This window comes from Limnohabitans sp. INBF002 (assembly GCF_027924905.1).
GTDB lineage: Bacteria > Pseudomonadota > Gammaproteobacteria > Burkholderiales > Burkholderiaceae_C > Limnohabitans.
The window spans coordinates 546,669-566,351 of record NZ_AP027055.1; the positions used below are offsets into that span (position 1 = coordinate 546,669).

Consider the following 19,683-nt stretch of genomic DNA (forward strand, 5'->3'; position numbering starts at 1 on the left):
TGTCGCTTGGGTTTTTCACAAGCCATTTGCAAACAAAGCATCCAAGGCCTCAATCAACGCCTGCGGTGGCCGCTGCAAATGCACGCCCGCACCTTCGGCGTGAATGCCGCGCAGGAACATGTACACCGCACCGCCCATGTGTTGGGCGTAGTCGTAGCCGGGCAGACGCACTTTGAGCAAGCGGTGCAGCGCCAAGGTGTAGAGCACGTATTGCACCTCGTAGCGTTTGTGCAGTACGGCGTCTTGCAGGGTGTTGGGGTCGTAGCTGGGCAGTTTGTTGGACTTGTAGTCCACCACCCAATAGCGGCCATCGTGTTGCAGCACCAAGTCCATCGAGCCGGTGAGCATGCCTTGCATCACACGCGCTTGCAGCGCAGGGCGAGGCGTGCCTTCAAACACATGGCTTTGAATGAGTTGGTCCAGCGCGGTGGCGCTGACGTGGCTCACTTCTAAGTTGAACTCCATCTCGGGCCACATGTGCTCGGTGCTGAGTTCGCGCAATGTCAAAGGTGCTGCGTTGAGTTCATGCAAAGGCAGCGGTGTTTGCACCACGGCTTGCAGCCACGGCTCTAGTTGTGCGCGTGGTGCTTCGTCGAGTTGTAACCAGCTGGCTTTGCGTTCTAGCAAGTTGGCCCATGCTTGTTTGGCCCAGTCAGGCGCTTGTGTATTGGCCACGGGCCAGTTGTTTTGCGACAGCCATTCCAGCAAGTCGTGCAGCAGCGTGCCGTAGCGCGCACCAGCGGGGAAGCTTTGCCATGCGCTGATGCTCTCGGGTTCTGGCGCAGGCGTGGTCACCGCGTCAGGCTGCGCGTCCGAGGTGGCACCCATGATGGCATCTGTGATGGCATCCGCCACCGCCTCGTCGCGTTTCGACTCCGACACCAGCCCGCGCGTGATGGCGCTGAAGCTGGCGGTCCACCACAGGCTGTGATGGGTGCGTGTGGGGGTGAGGGCGTCTTTGGGCGCGTTGATCGCAGCAGGGGCTTGGTAGCTGATGTGTTGCAACGCTGGCAATGCAGCCACTTGGATGTGCGCGCATGTGCCCCACAAGCTGTGCAGCTGGTTGCTCAAATCACCACGCGCTTCGCGTTTGAGCAGCAGCGACAAGGCGCTGCGTTTCAATTCGGTTTTAGCGGTGGCTTTGCTCAAATCATTTTTGGTTTCGGCCACGCCCATCCACAAGCCACGCTGTGCGCGCGTGAGGGCCACGTACAGCAAGCGCATGTCTTCTTCCACCGAGGTGGCTTCTGCGTCGCTGTCGTCATCGCCTTCGTCGTCTTGTGCGAAGTTGGTCTTGGCTTTTTTTTCAACCGCAAACGCGCCTGCAAACGGCACAAACACCAGCGGGTATTGCAAGCCCTTGCTCTTGTGATACGTGATGACTTTCACGCACAAGGCATCGGTTTCTAGGCGGGCTTGTTGCGCATCGCTGTCGTGGTGTTGGCTTTGAATTTGTTCGCTGAGGTAGCGCACCAGTGCGTGTTCGCCTTGCAGGCTTTGCTCGGCGTGTTGCAGTAGTTCGCCCAAATGCAACAAGTTGCTCAGGCGACGCTCGCCATCTGGCTGCGCCAACATGCGTTGCGCCACGTGCTGGCTGTGCAACCACTGGTGCAGCATGGGCAGCACGCCGTGTTGTTGCCACAGGCCGTGCCATTGGTGGAATTGTTCTAGCAGTTGCTCCCACTGCGCTTCGTCTTGGGTCGTGGTCAGCACCTCGTGCAAGTCCAGCGCCCACAAACGGCTGCCCACGGCCGCACGCACCCAGCCCGTTTGTCGGGGCGACGCTACCGCACGCAACAAGCGCCACAAGTCGGTGGCCTCGGTCGATTGGTACACGCTGGTGTGGTCTGACAAATACACGCTGGGAATGTGTCGTGCACGCAAAGCGTGACGCACCGCATCGGCTTGCTTTTGGCTGCGCACCAGCACGGCCATGTCGCCTGGTGTGGCTGCGCCTTTGTTCAGCAAGTCAGCCATTTGGTCGCCAAACACTTGCGCGGTGTGGTGCAAGTAGCTGGCGCTGCTGACCACATCAGCGTCTTCCTCAGTGTGCATTTGCCACACGGTGAAGGGCGGGCGTTCTTCGCCATTTACCACCAGCGCAGGTTCTTTGCCTTGGGCTGACACTTTCACAAACACAATCTCGCCTTGAGCGGACGCAAACGGTTGCTCGGTTTGCATGAACACATGGTTCACCGCTTCGACCAATCCCACGCTGGAGCGGTGGTTGCCGGTGAGGGTGTGTAGCGCGTCGTTGTTCGTGGTTTGCGCATCATTACGCGCTTGCAAGTACGTGCCCAAGTCTGCGCCACGGAAGCTGTAAATGGCTTGCTTGGGGTCGCCAATCATCACCAGCGCGTTGCCTTCGTTGCAAGCGTCAGGCGCATAGATGCGGTTGAGCGTGCCGTACTGCCAAGGGTCGGTGTCTTGAAACTCATCCACCAAGGCCACAGGGTATTGCTGGCGAATGGCGGTGGCCAATCTGCCGTCGTCGGCCATCACGGCGTGATGCAGGTTTTGCAAGAGGTCTGAAAAGTCAAACGCGGCGCGTTGTGTTTTGGCTGCCTTGTAGGCTTCGCCCACCGCGTATGCGGCGTGCAGGGCGATGTGTTTGTCGGTGTTGGGCTTGGCGTCAAACAACGCAATATAGGTTTGCATCGCCGCGAAGAAAGCAATGCCTTCGGCCTCGGCCCAACCTTTGTCTTGCAAGGCTTGGGTGGTGAAGCGCTCTAGCACTTTGAATTCTTCTTTGCTGACGTGCGCCTTCGCGCTTTGGGTGGCCCATGCTTGCAATGCGCTCAGCCAGTTAGCAAAGTAGTCGGCACGCAAGCCTTTGATTTTTTTCTGTGCGCCTGCTTCTTGCAGGGCTTGCAAGGTCGCATTACTCCATGCTTCACGCGCAGCAAGTGCTGCAGCTTCCACCTGCGCTTGCCACGCCATGTGCGTGTCTATGGCTTGTGTGGGTGTGATGTCGGGTACGACCACCTCGCGTGGTTTGCGCTCTTGCTCGCGCCACATTTCGCTCAAGGTTTTCAGCAGCTTGGCTGGGTCTTGGCCGATGAGGCGCGTGATGTGTTGCAGCGTGTCGCCGCTGAGTGGGTAAAACCATTCGCGCCAATAGTCTTGCACCAGCGTGAGCTTGAGTTGGTCGGCGTTCTCAAGCCGCGTTTGCTCAAACAGGTTGTGGCTCTCTAGCGCATGCTGCGTGAGCATGCGGCGCGACCAACCGTGGATGGTGTAGATCGCGGCATCGTCCATCCACTCGGCGGCGCAGTTGAGCTGCAAGGCGCAGCGCGGCCACAGCGCGTTGTCAAAGCTGTCGCGCAGCTTCTCTAAAAATTCATCCACTTTCAACGAGGCGGGGAACTCGCGGCCCTGCGCGCTCAAGTCAAAGTAAGTGGCGGCTTGGCTCAGGCGTGTGCGAATGCGCTCGCGCAGCTCTGCGGTGGCGGCGTCGGTGAACGTCATCACCAAAATTTGCGGAGGCAACAAAGCCTCGGTGCGTTCGTGGCCTAGCACTAGGCGCAGGTACAGCGCGGCGAGTGTCCATGTTTTACCCGTGCCTGCGCTGGCCTCGATCACTTGGCGGCCATGCAGCGGCAGGGTGTGTGCGTTGAGGGCTTTCATGCGTCAGCCTCTTCGGTGCTGTCGGCATTCAGGTGAATCACCTTGGCGGCTTTGAACATGGGCTCGTACAAGCGGGTGGCCCAATGGTTCAGGCTGGCTTCCATCTCTTCAAAACTGGTGAACACGCGTTGCAGGGCGGGCGAGTCTGTGTATTCGCCGCTCTTGCCAAAGCCGCCTTCAAAGGCAGCTTGCGCTTTGCCCATCGCGTCTTTGCTGCCGCCGTACACGCCCATCACAAACGCGCAGGCGGTTTTGCCCGCCACAGGCAAGGGCTGTGTCCATGCTTCTGAATACACATCGCACAGATCTTGCAAATGCGCTTGTGCCGTGTCTGCGTCGATGGGCTTGAGTTCGATGGCGGCATCAAAACCAATTTGCACGCTGGTGGTGGGCGTGCCACTGGCGCAGGCTGCCAAGTGGTGCAGCCACAGTTGGCTGAGTGTGTCGAGGCGAGGAACTTGGTTTTCTTTTTTGCCTTCGGTCACCGCACCTGGACGCAGGGCCACTTGCAGCCACTGTTGCCCAGCGTTATGCGCTTTGCCGTTGGTGTGCCACATGGTTTGGCCGTTGGCCCACTCAGCACTCAGGTGCGTGTGGCCCAGTTGCCAGCGGGCAGATTGCACGCTCAAGGTGCTGGGCCATTTGGGTAGCAACACATCCAATTGTTCGCGCAGTTTTTCGCGGTCGTTTTCAAACAGGTGTTGTTGCGCTTCGCCAAAACCGGCCATGGCCAGTTGACCACTCAAGCGCAGTTGGGCGATGGCTTGCTGCGCATCGTCGGCTTGTGCAATGCGTTGGTTGAGTTTGTATTTTTCTAAACCGTCGAGCGAGAAAGGTTCTTCTTCCTCGGCCGCTTCTTCGGGTTGGTCTAGGCGCAAGCGCAAGCGGTCCACCAAAAACACTTCTACGGGTTGACGCAGCAAGCGCTGCAAATGTTGCAGCGTCAGCTCGGTGGTGGCCGTGGATGCAGATGCGGCGGAGCTGCTTGTCAACGTGGTTCCATTGCTTGCAGCGCTCGACGTTGCTGAAACCACTTGCATCGTTGCGCTTGAAGGCAATGCACGCTGCCAATCATCCGCATAGGTTTGAAACGCCGAGTCTTGCGTGAAGTACTTGGGCGAAAACGCTTGAAGCGGTTGCAGCGGCGCATCGCACGCCACACCGCCATCACGCGTCCATACCGCATTGAGGTAATCCATCAGTTGAGCCACCAACACCGAGGGTGGTTTGATTTCGTGGTCGGTCGTGCGCCGTCCTTGCCAGCTGATGTAGAGCTTGTCGCGCGCCGACAGCAATGCTTCTAAAAACAAATAGCGGTCGTCTTCGCGGCGCGAGCGGTCGCCTGCGCGCCAATGTGATTGGGTGCTGCCTGCGTGTGCGGCATCGCTCATCAAATCGAAGTCGCGTGGGGTTTGGCTGCGTGGGTAGTCGCCATCGTTCATGCCCAGCAAGCACACGCACTTGAACGGGATGGAGCGCATGGGCATGAGCGTGGCGAACTGCACGCCACCGCCAAAGAAGCGGCGTTGCATGGCAGGCTGTTGCAGCTGCGCCATCCAGTGTTCGCGCACCACCACCAGTGGCAGTGGGCTGTCGAGGCGGGCCAGTTGGCATTCGGCCAGCCATGTTTCTAGCGGGGCCATCACGCGTTCCATCAAACGCTCATCCGCTTCGTCGCTGGGCTTGAAGAACAAAGCGACGAGCTGCTGCAACACCGCCACCCATTCGGTAGGTGTGTGGTCTTGGCGTAGTTTGAGCAAGGCAATTTGTGTGTGGCGCAGCCATTGCAACAGGCCATCGACCACGCGTGCGTCGAGGCCGCCTACGCCCGGCTGGGGCAAGGTGTCGAGCCAAGGTGTGGCCCATGTGTCGTGGGTGTTGTCGGTGTGCGCGGCATCGGTGCTGACTAAGCGGGATGTGCCAACGGCGTAGCCCAGCAGCAAACGTTCCACACCAAACAGCCAACTGTTTTGGTTGGCATCGGCCATGTCGGGTGCTATGCCCCAGGGCTTGCGGTGTGGGGCGTCTAGGCCCCAGCGCACGCCGGCGTCGGCTAACCAACTGTCGAGCTGGGCCACGTCGTGCTCTTCTAGGCCGAAACGTTCGCGCACAGCGGCCACTTCAAACAGGCTTTGCCACTCCACGCGCGTCACGCGCAGTTGGGGCAGTTGCAGCAGGGTGTCGAGTGCTTGCACCAAGGGTTCGGTGCGCGGTGTGGTGTCGGCCACGGTGTAGGGCAGGTGGCGCGGGTCATGGGTTTGGGCGTTATGGGCAAAGCGACCAAACACCGCGTGGATGTGCGGCGCAAAGTTGGCCATGTCGGGCACCATCACCATGATGTCGCTGGGCTTCAACGTGGGGTCTGCATCCAGCCACGCCAGCAGTCGGTCGTGCAGCACTTCTACCTCGCGCTGGGCTGAGTGTGTTTGCACAAAGTGCACGCTGCTGTCGTTTGCAGGTACGTCGGTTAAGTGATCTGGCAGTGGCGCGAGGTTGAGCAAGGACGACTGCAAGTGCTCCAGCATCGTGGGCTCGCGGCCTTCCTCGGCCGCTGTGTCTGCGGGGTCGACAAACACATCCACGCGGTTGAACTGGCCTTTGTATTGGTCCACATCGTCAAAGCCATCGAGCAAATGCAAATAGTCGCGGCCATGTTTGCCCCATGCAGCCAGCAGAGGATGCGTGTCGGTGTGTAGGGTGTATTGGTCGGCCTCAGACAGCGAGCCATCGTCTTGCGGCACGGGCAAACCGGCTTTGTGTGCTTGGCGTTGCTTAGACAACTTAGCCAATGGCACGCGGCTTTCCACCACATGGCCCCAGTAGTGCTGACAGGGGTTTTGCACCAGCATGAGCACTTGGCACACGCGGCCCAAAGCGGCCAGCGCCTGCACGGTTTGCATGGGCAGCGACGTCACACCAAACACCATGATGCGATGCGGCACACCCGCAGGGCGTTGGCCATTGCCATCGTTCAATTCATGCAGGCTGGCCATCTTGGCCATGAACGCTTCGTGCACTTTGGCACGTGAACTGTAGCTGTGTTGGGTATCAGTGTTTAAAGCAGCCTTCACCTCGGCATCAGCCGCAAGGTCATCTAGCAAATCGCGCCACAGTTCGGGCTGCCAGCTTTGTGCGGCGGGCAGGGGCGTGGCCATGCCTGCTTGGGTGCGCAGTGTGTCTTTGTGATTGGCCCAGTCTTCTAGCCAATCGGCGCGGTAGTTTTGGTAACCGTCCAGCACGTCGGCCAGCTGCGCGGCCAGTTGGTAGGCGCGGCGGTTCATGGGCGACGCATCAGCCTCGGCTTGGCCTAGGTAATTTTTCAGTGGCGCAAAGCTGGGCTTGGCTAACAAGTCGGGCAGGCGGCGCATGATGCGCCACACCAACGGCGACTTGTCCAGCGGCATGTGCGCGGGAACGCTGTCAGGCCCCAACACCGCACGGTAAATCTGCCACAGCTTCGTCGATGGCAGCTCCACCTGCGTGGCCGCGCAAATGCCAAGGTCTTTGGCTAAGGCCAGCTCTAGCCAATGCTTCATGCCGTTGCTTTGCACCAGCAACACCTCGGGCGCGAGCACGGGCAGCGGGTGGTTGCGGATGAACTGCACCGCCAACTCGCGCAGGCCCTCTAGCTGGTTGCTGTGAAGCACCATAAAACCGGTGGCGTGGGGGCTAGACATGTGGGCAGAACGGGCGAAAAAAGGGGCTAAATATTTGCAGTAGTCAGTGAGCATACTGGAAGGCAGGGCCCAAACCGTGAGCCTATTTAATCCAGATCAACGGACACAATAAGATGCACGGCTCTTTTAAAAAGAACACATCACGGTTAATTCATATGCATCTATCGCAAGTAGCCACGCTTTGCGCTCTCGCCTTAGCACTAGGCGGCTGCAGCCCATTAGGCCCTGCCAGAATGTCCGCCACCGAAATGCCCAACCCTGCCTCGGTCAACTGCATCAACATGGGTGGCAAGCTGACGCTCCAACGCACCCCGCAAGGCGAATGGGGCATGTGCCAATTGCCCTCGGGCAAGGTGTGTGAGGAGTGGGCTTTGTTTCGGGGCGTGTGTTCTTAGCAGTTATGCCGCTTTGACTTCACGTACCTCAACCGAGCTGGTGTCGGTGGGTGATCGCCTGTAAAGCTCATTGGCACGCAGCAGGTGGTCTCGCATCGCTTCAGCCGCGAGGTCTCCGTTGCTATCTGCGATCGCCTCATAAATTCGGCGATGTTCTGCCAAAGTGAGTTGTTCTGAGCCAGGGGCCCGAACGATGTTTTGGTAATACTCACCAGCCCAGTTGAAAAGCGCCTCAACAATCGATGGAAAAATTGGATTGCCCGAAATAGACGCAATCTCGCGATGGAACAACATGTCGCGATAAAGAAACTGATCCATCTCGTTCAGCGCTTCGCAATGCGCTTCCCATCGCGCTAACAACCGGGCTTTGTCTTCTTGGGTCGCATTTTGAGCCGCCATCTTGCACAACCCAGTTTCCAGAAAAACGCGTGCATCTTTGAGATGCTCCAGCATTCCCGGCTCCATGAGCAACATGTGTTTCGCGCCACCAGCGACCTGTTCAATCAACAAATCAGCCGTTGGTACCACCACGCGGGCGCGTTCGCCATGGGTGATCTCCACGATGCCGGAACGGGCAAGGTCTTGCAAGGCTTCACGAATCGCGGGGCGCCCTACACCGTACGTGTCCATCAGGTCACGTTCAGAGGGCAGTTGATCACCAGCGCGCCATTCGCCTGAGCGAATACGCTGTAGCAATCGGTCTACGACTTCTTGGTAAATCTTTCTACGCTGTATGGGTTCTGTTTTCATGGTGCGGCAAGGATAGCTGAACGTCATATTAACGGCAGTGCACTAGGCGGTGCCTTTCAGTACCCGTTCAAAAAAGTCAGGTCCACCCATTTGTCCGCCTTTCAACGCCACCTCCAAGCCATCCATGTCTGTCGATTCTGCGTGTGCGCGACACAGCGGCGCACCTGGTGTCAGTTGGCTGACAACGGTGAGTGCTGCAATATCGAGGGCACTGGCAACCGCGCCCGAACTATCGCCGCCCGCAATCGCGATGCGTTGAATACCCGTGGTGTCCACAATGCGTCGCATGATCGACGCCAGGGCTTGGCCTACGCGTTCATGGGCTTGAGACAGTTCTATGCCGGCCTCACTGGCGAGTTTTGAAAAGCCGAGGACCGCAGGGTCATCGGGTCCACTCGCTGAATAGATCAAAGGACTCACCCGTTTTTGCACGGCCAGTTGCGCTAACTGAACCAGCCGTTCAACTTCGACTGCACATGTGTCTGCTGACAAGACGGCTTTGACATCCATGCGTTGCGTATCAAAACCATGCGCCGCAGCCCACGTGATTTGACTTGCGGTCACGGGTGAGCAACTTCCACTAATGGCGGCGATGCAATCGACGCCTTTTGTCTGTGGAAAGTCAGTGGGGGCGCTGAGTAATCCAACGCGTCGCCAATGTGCAACCAAAGCGTATGCCAAGCCCGATGAGGATGCAGAAAAGAGACCAGATCCTCGGTTCGTCCAGACGAGTTGACCTGCAAGAGCGAGTGTTTCTTCATCAATCACATCGAGCAAAACAACGGGACCGTCGTTGCCCATGGCTGCATCCAAACGTTGTTGACCCAGACCTTGTTTGAGTGCCACCAGGTCCACAAGTTCAATGCGCTTGGATGTCTGTTTGGCCAAATGTTGTTTCAAATCGGCCTCGTCCATCGGTGTCACTGGATGGCGCGACATGGTGGGGTGGCGATCGAGTCGATGAACCGCGTCTCCCATTGCTGCAAACAAATGTCCGAACGCCTGATAGCGACGCAAGCGAGGGGCGCCGACCACCATCGGAGACCAGGAATCTCCCATCACTTTGACCCCAAGATCAATGGCCGTACCAATGGAGCCAATCTCAGGGTTGGAATCAAAGGTGGAACAAACCTTGTATTGCAAGATGGGTGCGCCAAACGCCTTGAGGCTTGCAAACGCGGGCGGCAGGTTTTGCTGCATCCATGCAGGGCTACGCCCGCGAGATGTGCCCGCTAAGCCAACGCATTTCATATGCGAAAACTTTTTCACCCAAGCCTGAGACGGTGTCTGCAAAAACAAAACGGTGGGTACGCCAGCCAGGGTGAATGCTTCCATGACATCGGTAGAGCCAGTGAAGTCATCCCCGTAATAAGCCAACAGAGGGCCATCAGGCAGCAGCTCAGATGTGGCGTGGTTCATGACCAAAACCCCATTGCTTGACCCAACTCAGTTTTTTCTGACGCAGCTTGCTGGAGCGGCACGCCTGCGACTGCGGCATCCCAGGCCTGACGCAACGCCGCGACGCCTGAAGCGACGCCAGCTGGGTGGCCAAAAATTCCACCGCCTGCTGCAAAGATCAAGTCTTGGCTGTTGGATGTCGATGCATACGTTGCTGCAGCAACCAAGCCTGTTTGCCCCGAGCTAAACACGGGCATCACGTGCATGGGGGCATCTGACCACATGGGCTCAATCACGGCACGCACAGACTCGGCCACTTGTTCATCGGTCTCACTGAATTTGTTGCCAATGCCGTTGACGTGCAGATGGTCCGCACCGGCCAAGCGCCAAATCTTATGCCAGGCACGGTAATCCCAACCTAATGCAGGGTGCCGGCTCAAATAGCCCCAGCCATTGCGGTGTGCATGAATGGGCAACGCTGTATGGCGACGAAGTTCGTGCAAGCCAACGAGTCCGATGGCGTTGAGGCTCACCATGATGCACGTGCCACCTTGCGATTGAACGAAGTCATGACGGCGTTTCATGTCATCGAGCTCACCCGTGAGGTTGAAGGCCACCATGACCTTTCGGCCCAGGCGATCGGAGGCTTGATGTACTTCGCGCATGACGGCACGCACGCGGTCCTCGAAAGGGCAGTGTGGTCCTACGGCCTGAAGTTCATCATCTTTGATGAAGTCAATGCCGCCTTGTATGAGTTTTCTGGCTTCCAGCCCAGTTTGTTCTGGCGAGAGCCCCACACTCGGTTTAATGATCGTGCCAATTAAGGGCCCATTGGGAACGCCTGCGAGCTGGCGCGTGCCTGCAATGCCAAATGCGGGGCCGGGGTAGGTGCGAGCGAATATGGGGGGGAGTTGGAGGTCCAAAATTCGCAGACCTGAAACGCACTGCAACTCAAACAAGTTACCTGCGACTGTCGCCATGACGTTGGGAAGTGAAACCCCCATGTTGTCAATTGACCATGACAGCTCCAAAAGACATCGGGTGAACGTGGCACCTTCTTTGTACTTACCTGGAAGACTGGGTTGCGTGTCTGTCTCTAATACGGTGAGGCGCTCAATGCGTGCACCGCTTCGCTCTTTGAGTTCATCGGTCTCGTTAGCCAGAGATAGGAAAGTACCGCTGGACTGTTCTCCAGCGATGGTTTGAGCCGCGCGAAGTGGATCTTCAGGGGTTTCTAACCAGTAGGTGGCGTGAATGCGTTCAGTCATGATGTTTAGGTGATGTGAGAACCCATAGCGAGAACGCTACTTAATTGAATCCAAGTGTGTGTGGCAGCCAAGTACTCAGACTTGGCACAAAGGTCAGAAGAACCAAAATAATGGCATGCGCCCATAGGAAAGGCTTCAGTTCTCTGACCAGCGCATCCAGTGGAACTTTGGACACGTTGGAGGTCACAAACAGCAAGCCTCCAACCGGGGGCGTGATCATGCCCAGCGTCAAATTGAAGATGACCACCATTGCGAAATGCACGGGATCCACCCCCAGCTTGGCCGCGACAGGGGCAAGGATGGGAACCAAAACCATCACACCCGGCAACGGCTCAATGAAGATGCCAAAGATCAGCAAGAAGATGTTGACAGCAATCAAGAAGGTGAAGGCAGACATGTCTTGTGTCCCCATCCATTCGGCCAGTTTGATCGGCAATCCATCAATCGTCAGAACCCATGCAAATGCGTTTGACGTGCCAATGATGATGAGCACCGAAGCGGTCATCAGTGCTGATCGTGACAGGATGTCGGGTACTGCTTTCCATTCCAGCGTGCGATAAATCCATTTGCCGCACACCAAGGCGTAAAACACGGCAACCACAGAGGCTTCAGTCGGTGTGAACCAACCTGCACGCATGCCGCCCAAAATAATCACAGGCAGCATCAGGGCAGGAATGGCCTTCCACGTGACGAGCATTTTTTCTGCGAATGTTTCGTTACCAGGAATGCCTTTGTAGTTGCGTTGCTTTGATACACGAAAGTTGACCAACGCCATGCCCGCTGCAATCAAAATGCCAGGGACAAAGCCCGCCACAAACAACGCACCCACCGAGACACGTTCGTCCTGTAATGCATAAATGATCATGATGATCGACGGTGGAATGATGGGGCCCACGATTGCCGTCGCAGCGGTCAGTGCAGCTGCGTAAGAGCGGTCATAGCCCGCCTTGTCCATCATGCGAATCATCATGGAGCCAGGGCCTGCGGCATCGGCCAGCGCAGATCCCGAAATGCCGGAAAAGAAAGTCAGCGACACCACGTTGGTGTAGCCCAAGCCGCCGCGTTTGTGGCCCACAAATTGAGCGGCGAATTTCAACAACACCTCAGTCAACGACCCGCCGCTCATGAGTTCTGCCGCTAAGATAAAAAATGGCACGGCCATGAGTGGAAAGCTGTCCACACCCTCGTATGTTTGCTTGAGCAAAACGAACAAGGGGTAATCAGCCCCGAAGACCAAAGCGGTGAGCGTTGAGAAGCCCAGTGCAAAAGCAACGGGCAGACCAATGGCTAAGTAAAAGCAGCAACTGAGAAGAAGAATTAAGCTGAGACTCATAGTGAAGCACTCGCGGTGGCGTCGAAATGTGAATCGGATGCGAAGGTGCGCGTCGCTACATAGTCGCGAACAATGAGCAACCAATGTATGAGCAGCAATGCGCCGCCCAAAGGCATGGATGCGTAGATCCATGACATTGAAATTTGTGTGGTGGGTGTGACTTGGTATTGAACGCGCTCAACATAGATGAGGCCGTACCAAATGATGAAGCAGAAAAACCCCGACAACATCAATGCAATCAATACGCGAAGCGCGCGTGCCCAGGCGGTGGGCAGGCTGTCCTGCAAGTTTTCAACTGCAATATGACCGCCATAGCGCAGCACGGGACCTGCCCCTAAAAACGTCAACCAAACCATCAAGTAGCGGGCTACTTCTTCTGCCCATTCGATGGACTCATTTGTAAAGTAGCGCAACGAAATGTTGGCAAAAATAATCATGGACATCGCTGCGAGTAAAACGATTAATGCCCAGCGATTGGCCGTCAGAAACCACGACTCAAGATATTTCATGCAAAGCTCCTGCCGGAGGTGAGCGAATGGCCCACCTCTGGCATATAGGGTGGCGAAGGTTTATTTGATGGCCTGGATTGCGGCAATCTTGTCAGCACCAAACTCTTTCGCAAACGTTGCGTAAGCAGGCGTTACGGCTTTGCGGAATGCATCGCCGTCTACCTTTTTCACAACTTGCATGCCCTCTTTCTCCATTTGGGTGATGCCGTTGCTTTCATCGTCGTTGACTTTTTTGCGCTGGATCACAGAAGCTTTCTTGGCGGCATCAACAAAGACTGCTTTGTCGGTGTCAGAAAGTTTTTGCCAGATTGCAGGCGAGATGATCAATGCTGCTGGTGAATACACGTGATTCGTCAACGAAAAATGCTTTTGAACTTGCCACAACTTGCCCGACAAGATGACGGGGATCGGGTTCTCTTGGCCATCCACGGTGCCTTGTTGCAAGGCACCAAATACTTCAGGCCATGCCATGGGGGTGGGCAAGATTCCAAAAGTTTTGTAGCCATCCATGTGAACCTTGTTTTCCATGGTTCGCATCTTCAGGCCCTTGGCATCATCTGGCGTGTAGATGGCGCGCTTGCTGTTGGTCATGTGACGGAAACCGTTTTCTGTCCAAGCGAGACCCACCACACCCTTGGAGGTCATCTTCTTCAGCAGATCCTGACCAATCGGGCCATCCATCACTTTTCGTGCGTGGTCATAGTCGCGGAACAGGAAGGGAATATCTACAACCTTGACTTCAGGCACAAAGTTGCCCAATGGGCCTGTTGAGACGTTGGCAAGATCTTGGGTGCCAATCTGTACAGCCTCAATCATTTCGCGTTCGCCACCCAGTGCATTGTTGGGGTACTGCTGGCATTTGTAGCGCCCTTGCGTTCCTTTTTCAACGCCCTCGCAGAAAGCCACCGCGCCCACACCGTAGTGCGAGTTAATGGCGTTTGAGTACCCAATCTTCAGAATGGTTTCTGCGTTGACAGCCATGCCTGCGAGAAGTGCGGTTGCTGCAATGGTCAATTTAGTTTTGTTCATGTCGTTGTCTCCTTTTGATAGATGTGAAGCGGTTTTCTATGTTGCGGTCAGGTAATTCGCTCAATGCTTTCGGCAATTTCTGCGCGATCAAAAATCTTTTTCCAGTCATCGCGCATCAAGCGAGGCTTGCCGTTCACGATGGCTTTGTTGCAGGCGTCAGAGAATTGACCTGGGATTTGTTTGAAGATCACTGCGCTCAAGATCGTCATATGGCCGAGCAGAAAGTCGCGTGCTGCCTCTGGCGGTACGCCGCGCGCAACGACTTCGTCCATCGCCTCACGCATGACATCTAGCAATGTTGCGCACACAGTCTCAGACAAGCCTGGCTCAAGCAGCGCCATTTGTTCAACAGTGACGCGGTATGAACGTTCGATGGGTTGGTAAATGGTCTTGGCGATGGCCTCACCCAATGCAAAAGTAGATTCATCACCCTGCATCAACGCGCTCACGATCGACTGTGGTGCGCTCACGCCCCCAAAGTAATCGGGTGAGCCTTCTGTGTGCGCTTTGGAATTGAAGATAGAGGGGTGGCAAGGATGCGCCACGAAGTAAACCAAGTCAGGACGGTTGGGCAAGTGACCTGCGAAAGGAGCCGCTGCATCCAAGGTCATGACCATGGTGCCGGCTTTCAGCTTGGGGGCAATCTCTGCCGATAGTTTTCCGATCAATGTGTCGGGGACGGCGAGGATGACCACATCGGCGTCTGCCAAGGCCTGTTCCACGGGCACACATTCCACACCGACTTCTTCTCGCAGGCGCTTGCGACCTACTTCACCCGGCTCAATATGACTGACCTGGTAAGCCGAACCTTTCAGGTTTTGAGACAGGCGAACGCCCATCTTTCCACCTGCACCAAACAAAGCAATCTTTACTGTCATTCATATCTCCATTGATTTGACATCTGCGAATGGGTCTCCACAAACTGAGAGGCGTATCCCTCAAAGCTGGTGTGATGGTATGATGACATGGTGAGGTAATGGTTTGGGGCTTTCCCTAGGTGGAGGTCTTACGGTTAGCAAAGTTTGGCCAACGCCGAGCCTGGTTAGCTCGGGCGCGGCGTCACTGCGGTCTTGCGCGGCTTACTCTGCGGTGATGTTTGCGGTTTCCACAATGCGTTGGAATTGCACAGACTCCGTTTTGATGAAGTCACGGAATTGCTGTGTACTCATGGGTGCAGGTTCGCCACCTTGGTCTTGTAGGCGCTTGGCCAAGTCCGGGTCTTTGATGGCTTGGGTCACCGCCGCATTGAGCTTTTGCAACACAGCGTCGGGCGTGCCAGCGGGGGCAAATAGGCCAAACCAGTTTTCCAACTGGTACTTTGCCAATGGCTTGTATTCGGCAATGGCTGGAATTTCCGGTGCAAAGCTGGTGCGTTTGGCAGAGGTCACAGCAATGACTTTGACTTTGCCATCCTTGATGAATGCCTTAGCCGCTGTGTAGCTCACAAAGGTCATGTCGACGTTGCCAGACACCACATCGACCAATTGTCCTGATGCGCCTTTGTAGGGAATGTGCACCATGTGGATGCCAGCCAGTTCTTCTAACAACTCACCATTCAAATGTTGAGGGTTGCCGACGCCGCTGGTTGAGTAGGCCAGCTTGCCTGGGTTCTTTTTGCCATAAGCCACCAACTCTTCGATGTTTTTCACTGGCAGTGTGGGGCTTGCGACCAAGACGTTTGGAATACGCGTGACCAACGTGATGGGGGCCAAATCTTTGGCTGGGTTGTATTGCATTTTGTTTTTGTAAACAAACGCGTTGATGGCTGTTTCCCCGGCAGAACCCAGCAGCAAGGTGTATCCGTCGGGCGTTGCTTTGACCACAGCGTTTGCACCAATCATGCCGCTGCCCCCGGCCTTGTTGTCCACGATGACGTTTTGTTTCAACGTGCCACGCAGCTTTTCAGCCAACAAGCGTGCAATGGTGTCGACACCGCCGCCCGCAGAAAAGGGCACAACGATGGTGATGGTTTTATTTGGGAACTCTTGAGCGAATGCACCTGTGCTTGCGACCATGCTGGTCGCGATAGACAGGGCGCTTAGCAAGAATTTGCGACGGAAATGAAACATGCGGTGACTCCTAGGTTGATCAAGTTGAATTGCTCAGGGTTAACGATAAATTGCATTTTATGCGTTAAAAATGCAATAATGCAATCTATGGAAAACACCTACAACTTTGAACCTGCTCATTTTTCGGTCGGCCACCAGTCTTATGCCGTGGTGGATTTGCTTGCGTTGTGCGGTGACAAACTTCAGCAGCTGCCCGTTGTCTTGCGCTTGTTGCTAGAAAACGCCGTGCGCAATATGACGGGCGAAGAGCGCTTGTTGGCCGTGCAGTCCATCTTTGATTGGTTGGACACAGGAACGAGTGAAGCTGAGATTGCATTTCAGCCTGGACGTGTCTTGATGCATGACACCACCAGTACGCCTGCCTTGGTGGACATTGCAGCAATGCGCAATGCTTTGGCCGAAGCGGGTGTAGACCCGACGGTGCTCAACCCAGGCTTGCAGGTCGATGTGTCGGTGGACCACTCGCTGGCCGTGGAGGCGTATGCCAAACCCAATGCGGCCACAGAAAATTTGCAACACGAAATTCGCCGCAATTCAGAACGCTATCGTTTTTTGCGTTGGGCGTCGCAAGTGCTCAAGGGTGTGAGCATCAATCCGCCAGGCACGGGCATCATGCACACCATCAACCTAGAGCAATTGGCTACGGTGGTGACCACTGAACAAAAGCATGGTCAAACATGGGCTGTGCCTGACATGATGATTGGTACAGACAGTCACACACCCATGGTCAATGGCATTGGCGTGTTGGGCTGGGGCGTAGGTGGCTTAGAAGCACAAACAGTGATGTTTGGCATGCCCACCATGTTGCGCATTCCCGATGTGGTGGGTGTCAAACTGGTGGGGCAGTTTTCGCCGGGCGTGTTGGCGACGGACTTGGCTTTGGTGGTCACACATGAATTACGCAAGCTGGGGGTGACCGGCGAGTTCGTTGAGTTCTATGGTCCTGGTGTGAGTGCCTTGACTGCGGGTGATCGTTCGGTGGTCGCCAATATGGCACCTGAGTACGGCGCAACCACAGGCTATTTCCCCATCGACACAAACACGCTGGACTATTTGAAGTCCACAGGGCGATCAGACGCTGCATTGGCGTTGGTTGAGAGCTATGCCAAACGTCAAGGTCTTTGGTTTGATGGCGCGGCTGAGCCACGTTATACCAAGTGCATCACGATTGATTTGTCTGCGATTGAAATGCACATTGCGGGACCTAAGCGTCCGCAAGATTTGTTGCCGTTTGCCAAGTCGGGCGACGCTTTGGCAGCGTTGAACTTTCAACCTGCAACGCACAGTGCCACATTGCCCAAACATCCTGTGGCCATTGCTGCGATCACCAGTTGCACCAACACATCTGACCCCGCGTTGCTTATTGCCGCTGGCTTGCTCGCCCGTAAAGCGCGACAGTTGGGTGTGAAGGTGCCGCATTGGGTGAAGACATCGTTGGGCCCCGGTTCGCCTGCGGCTGCGTCTTACCTCAAGCGTGCGGGTTTGTTAGACGATTTAGAAGCTGTTGGCTTTGGCATCGTGGGCTACGGCTGTACCACCTGCATTGGTAATTCAGGCGGTTTGCCTTCATCGATTGTGGAAGCGCAAAAAGCACAGCAAATTCAGCCCGTCGCCATTTTGTCGGGTAACCGAAATTTCCCTGGACGTATTCACCCCGAGTTGGAGTTGGCCTACATCATGTCACCGCCGCTGGTGATTGCGTTTGGCTTGGCGGGCGACGCCAGCAAAGATTTGTCGCAAGAACCCATTCAAGTGTTGGACAACGGCACACCGGTTTATCTGAAAGACATTTGGCCCACACACGCTGAAATTCAACAGCATGTAGCCAAAGCCTTGGATGCCACTGACTTCCGTCGTGACTTCATCATCGCCACAGCCAACCCGATGTGGAAAGCCTTGCAAGCGCCCGACACCCCTTTGTACCCGTGGGACGACAACTCCACCATTCTTCGCCGCCCTCCGTTTGCAGCTGTGACTGAAGGCAGCCAGCTTGGCACATTCAAAGCCTATCCCTTGTTGGTGGTGGGAGACGATGTGACGACCGACCACATCTCGCCAGCCAGTGCGATCCCTCCCAACAGCTTGGTGGCTGACTTTTTGGTGGAGCGTGGTGATGACCGCAACGACCTCAATGTGTTTGCCTCGCGCCGTGGCAACTGGGAAGTGATGATGCGAGCGGCATTCCACAGCAAGACCTTGGTCAACTTACTCAAACCCAACATGCCAGTGGCGCACACCCTGCATGTGCCCAGTGGCGATGTGCAACCCATTTGGGATGTGGCCCAGCGTTATCGTGATGCGGGTCAATCTGTGGTGTTGGTGGCAGGTGAGCGCTATGGCATGGGCTCGTCACGCGATTGGGCTGCCAAAGGTCAACGTTTGCTGGGCATTCGCTCTGTGTTGGCCGTGAGCTTTGAGCGGATTCACCGTTCGAACTTGATTGGCATGGGCATCTTGCCTGTGTTGATGCCTGCTGGGGTGACCCCGCAAACCTTGGCGATTCAAGCGGGTGACCAAATTGAGATGGCCGCTGAGGTGGCCGCGGTCAAACCCCGAGCCAGCATTGAGGTGCGCGTGCACCGTGCAGATGGGCGCATCGAGACCTTTCAAGCGCGTGCGGCAGTGGAGACGCAGCTCGAAGTCGAGTTGTTGCGCGACGGCGGTGTGATTCCGTCTATCTTGCAAAAAACAATCCGTGCCCACCGCTGATGTCGGCCAAAATTGCATCGCATGAGCTCTGACAAATCTATCCCCCATTTGATTCTTGATTTCATCCGCGATGAAGGCTTGGTGAAAGGCAGTCACTTGCCCGCACAAGCTTTGGCCGACCGGTTCCATGTGTCGCGTTCACCTGTGAACGATGCATTGGCTCTGTTTGAATCGAAAGGTCTGCTGCGGCGTGAGCCCAACCGAGGCTACTTTTTGGCTAAGCCCATCGATGCCAAGTTAGAAAAAAAACTTGGCATTACACAAGGCGATGCTGTGTCTGCCACGTATTTCCGAATGGCTGACGATGTGCTCAAGGGCACCTTGCCTTTGGAGGTGACGGAGTCCTTCATCAAAACCAAATACGAGCTGACGGCTGCCCAGCTCAAGGCTGTGCTCAATCGCATTGCCCAAGAGGGATGGGCGCAACGTAAGGCGGGCTACGGCTGGGAGTTCTCCAGCATGCTGACCACGCCAGATAGTTTGTTGCAGTCCTACCGTTTGCGTTTGGCCTTAGAGCCTGCGGCATTGCTTGAACCAAGCTACCACCTCTCGCCTGAGGTGTTGGACAAATGCCGAGCCGCCGAACACCATTTGTTGGATGGCGGCATTGAGACCGACACACCTGACCAATTACACGAACGCGGTGTGCGTTTTCATGAGTCCTTGGTGGAAGCTTCGGGCAACCCATTTTTCATTGACACCATTCGCCGTGTGAACCGCGTTCGCCGTTTGATTTCGTACCGCTCCATGCAAGACCGCAAGCGTTACACCGAGCATTGCCAGCAACATTTGCAGGTGCTCGATCTGATTGCCAAAGGCAAACGTGTGGATGCCGCCGAAATGATGCGCAAGCACTTGCAACGTACCCTTGAAAACCACCAAAAGATTCGACGTCTTTTGAATCCTTAACTTGATTCGC

The 19,683-nt window shown here is 56.0% G+C and carries 13 protein-coding genes; 3 read left to right on the forward strand and 10 right to left on the reverse strand.

Features of this window, described 5'->3' with window-relative positions:
- Positions 1-15: 15 nt before the first annotated feature.
- Complete coding sequence (gene recB / locus QMG15_RS02800; protein ID WP_281789390.1) at positions 16-3,627, reverse strand: exodeoxyribonuclease V subunit beta; 3,612 nt, start codon at positions 3,625-3,627, stop codon at positions 16-18.
- Positions 3,624-7,304 carry an exodeoxyribonuclease V subunit gamma gene (recC, locus tag QMG15_RS02805; protein ID WP_281789391.1) on the reverse strand — a complete coding sequence of 1,227 codons (3,681 nt, stop codon included), beginning with the start codon at positions 7,302-7,304 and terminating at the stop codon, positions 3,624-3,626. The genes recB and recC overlap by 4 nt, the downstream gene beginning before the upstream one ends.
- 233 nt (positions 7,305-7,537) lie before the next feature.
- On the opposite strand from recC, the gene QMG15_RS02810 reads away from it, so the two are divergent.
- Positions 7,538-7,699 carry a DUF333 domain-containing protein gene (locus QMG15_RS02810; protein WP_281789392.1) on the forward strand — a complete coding sequence of 54 codons (162 nt, stop codon included), beginning with the start codon at positions 7,538-7,540 and terminating at the stop codon, positions 7,697-7,699.
- Positions 7,700-7,702: 3 nt separating this feature from the next.
- Here the strand turns inward: QMG15_RS02810 and nanR are convergent, their stop codons facing one another.
- The 8 genes from nanR to QMG15_RS02850 form a co-directional block, all read right to left on the reverse strand.
- Positions 7,703-8,449, reverse strand: coding sequence for a transcriptional regulator NanR (nanR, locus tag QMG15_RS02815; RefSeq protein ID WP_281789393.1), 747 nt, complete (start codon positions 8,447-8,449; stop codon positions 7,703-7,705).
- A gap of 42 nt (positions 8,450-8,491) precedes the next feature.
- Positions 8,492-9,868: a 3-oxo-isoapionate kinase OiaK gene (gene oiaK / locus QMG15_RS02820; protein WP_281789395.1), complete on the reverse strand. Its 1,377-nt coding sequence runs from the start codon at positions 9,866-9,868 to the stop codon at positions 8,492-8,494.
- A complete protein-coding gene (locus QMG15_RS02825; RefSeq protein WP_281789396.1) occupies positions 9,865-11,115 on the reverse strand; it encodes a ribulose-bisphosphate carboxylase large subunit family protein in 1,251 nt (416 codons plus the stop codon). Before QMG15_RS02825 ends, oiaK begins: the two co-directional genes overlap by 4 nt.
- Before the next feature lie 40 nt (positions 11,116-11,155).
- Complete coding sequence (locus QMG15_RS02830) at positions 11,156-12,448, reverse strand: TRAP transporter large permease (protein ID WP_281789397.1); 1,293 nt, start codon at positions 12,446-12,448, stop codon at positions 11,156-11,158.
- The gene (locus QMG15_RS02835; protein WP_281789398.1) at positions 12,445-12,957 is read right to left on the reverse strand and encodes a TRAP transporter small permease; all 513 of its coding nucleotides are present in this window, start codon (positions 12,955-12,957) and stop codon (positions 12,445-12,447) included. The genes QMG15_RS02830 and QMG15_RS02835 overlap by 4 nt, the downstream gene beginning before the upstream one ends.
- Before the next feature lie 60 nt (positions 12,958-13,017).
- Positions 13,018-13,986, reverse strand: a complete 969-nt coding sequence (locus QMG15_RS02840) for a TRAP transporter substrate-binding protein (protein ID WP_281789399.1) — start codon at positions 13,984-13,986, stop codon at positions 13,018-13,020.
- A 47-nt stretch (positions 13,987-14,033) separates the two neighbouring features.
- Positions 14,034-14,864, reverse strand: a complete 831-nt coding sequence (locus QMG15_RS02845; RefSeq protein ID WP_281789400.1) for a phosphogluconate dehydrogenase C-terminal domain-containing protein — start codon at positions 14,862-14,864, stop codon at positions 14,034-14,036.
- Positions 14,865-15,065: 201 nt separating this feature from the next.
- The gene (locus tag QMG15_RS02850) at positions 15,066-16,055 is read right to left on the reverse strand and encodes a tripartite tricarboxylate transporter substrate binding protein (protein WP_281789401.1); all 990 of its coding nucleotides are present in this window, start codon (positions 16,053-16,055) and stop codon (positions 15,066-15,068) included.
- 87 nt (positions 16,056-16,142) lie between these two features.
- Between QMG15_RS02850 and acnA the strand changes: the two genes are divergently transcribed.
- Positions 16,143-18,764: an aconitate hydratase AcnA gene (gene acnA / locus QMG15_RS02855; protein ID WP_281789402.1), complete on the forward strand. Its 2,622-nt coding sequence runs from the start codon at positions 16,143-16,145 to the stop codon at positions 18,762-18,764.
- A 21-nt stretch (positions 18,765-18,785) separates the two neighbouring features.
- Positions 18,786-19,673 carry a GntR family transcriptional regulator gene (locus QMG15_RS02860; protein WP_281789403.1) on the forward strand — a complete coding sequence of 296 codons (888 nt, stop codon included), beginning with the start codon at positions 18,786-18,788 and terminating at the stop codon, positions 19,671-19,673.
- Positions 19,674-19,683: the final 10 nt, after the last annotated feature.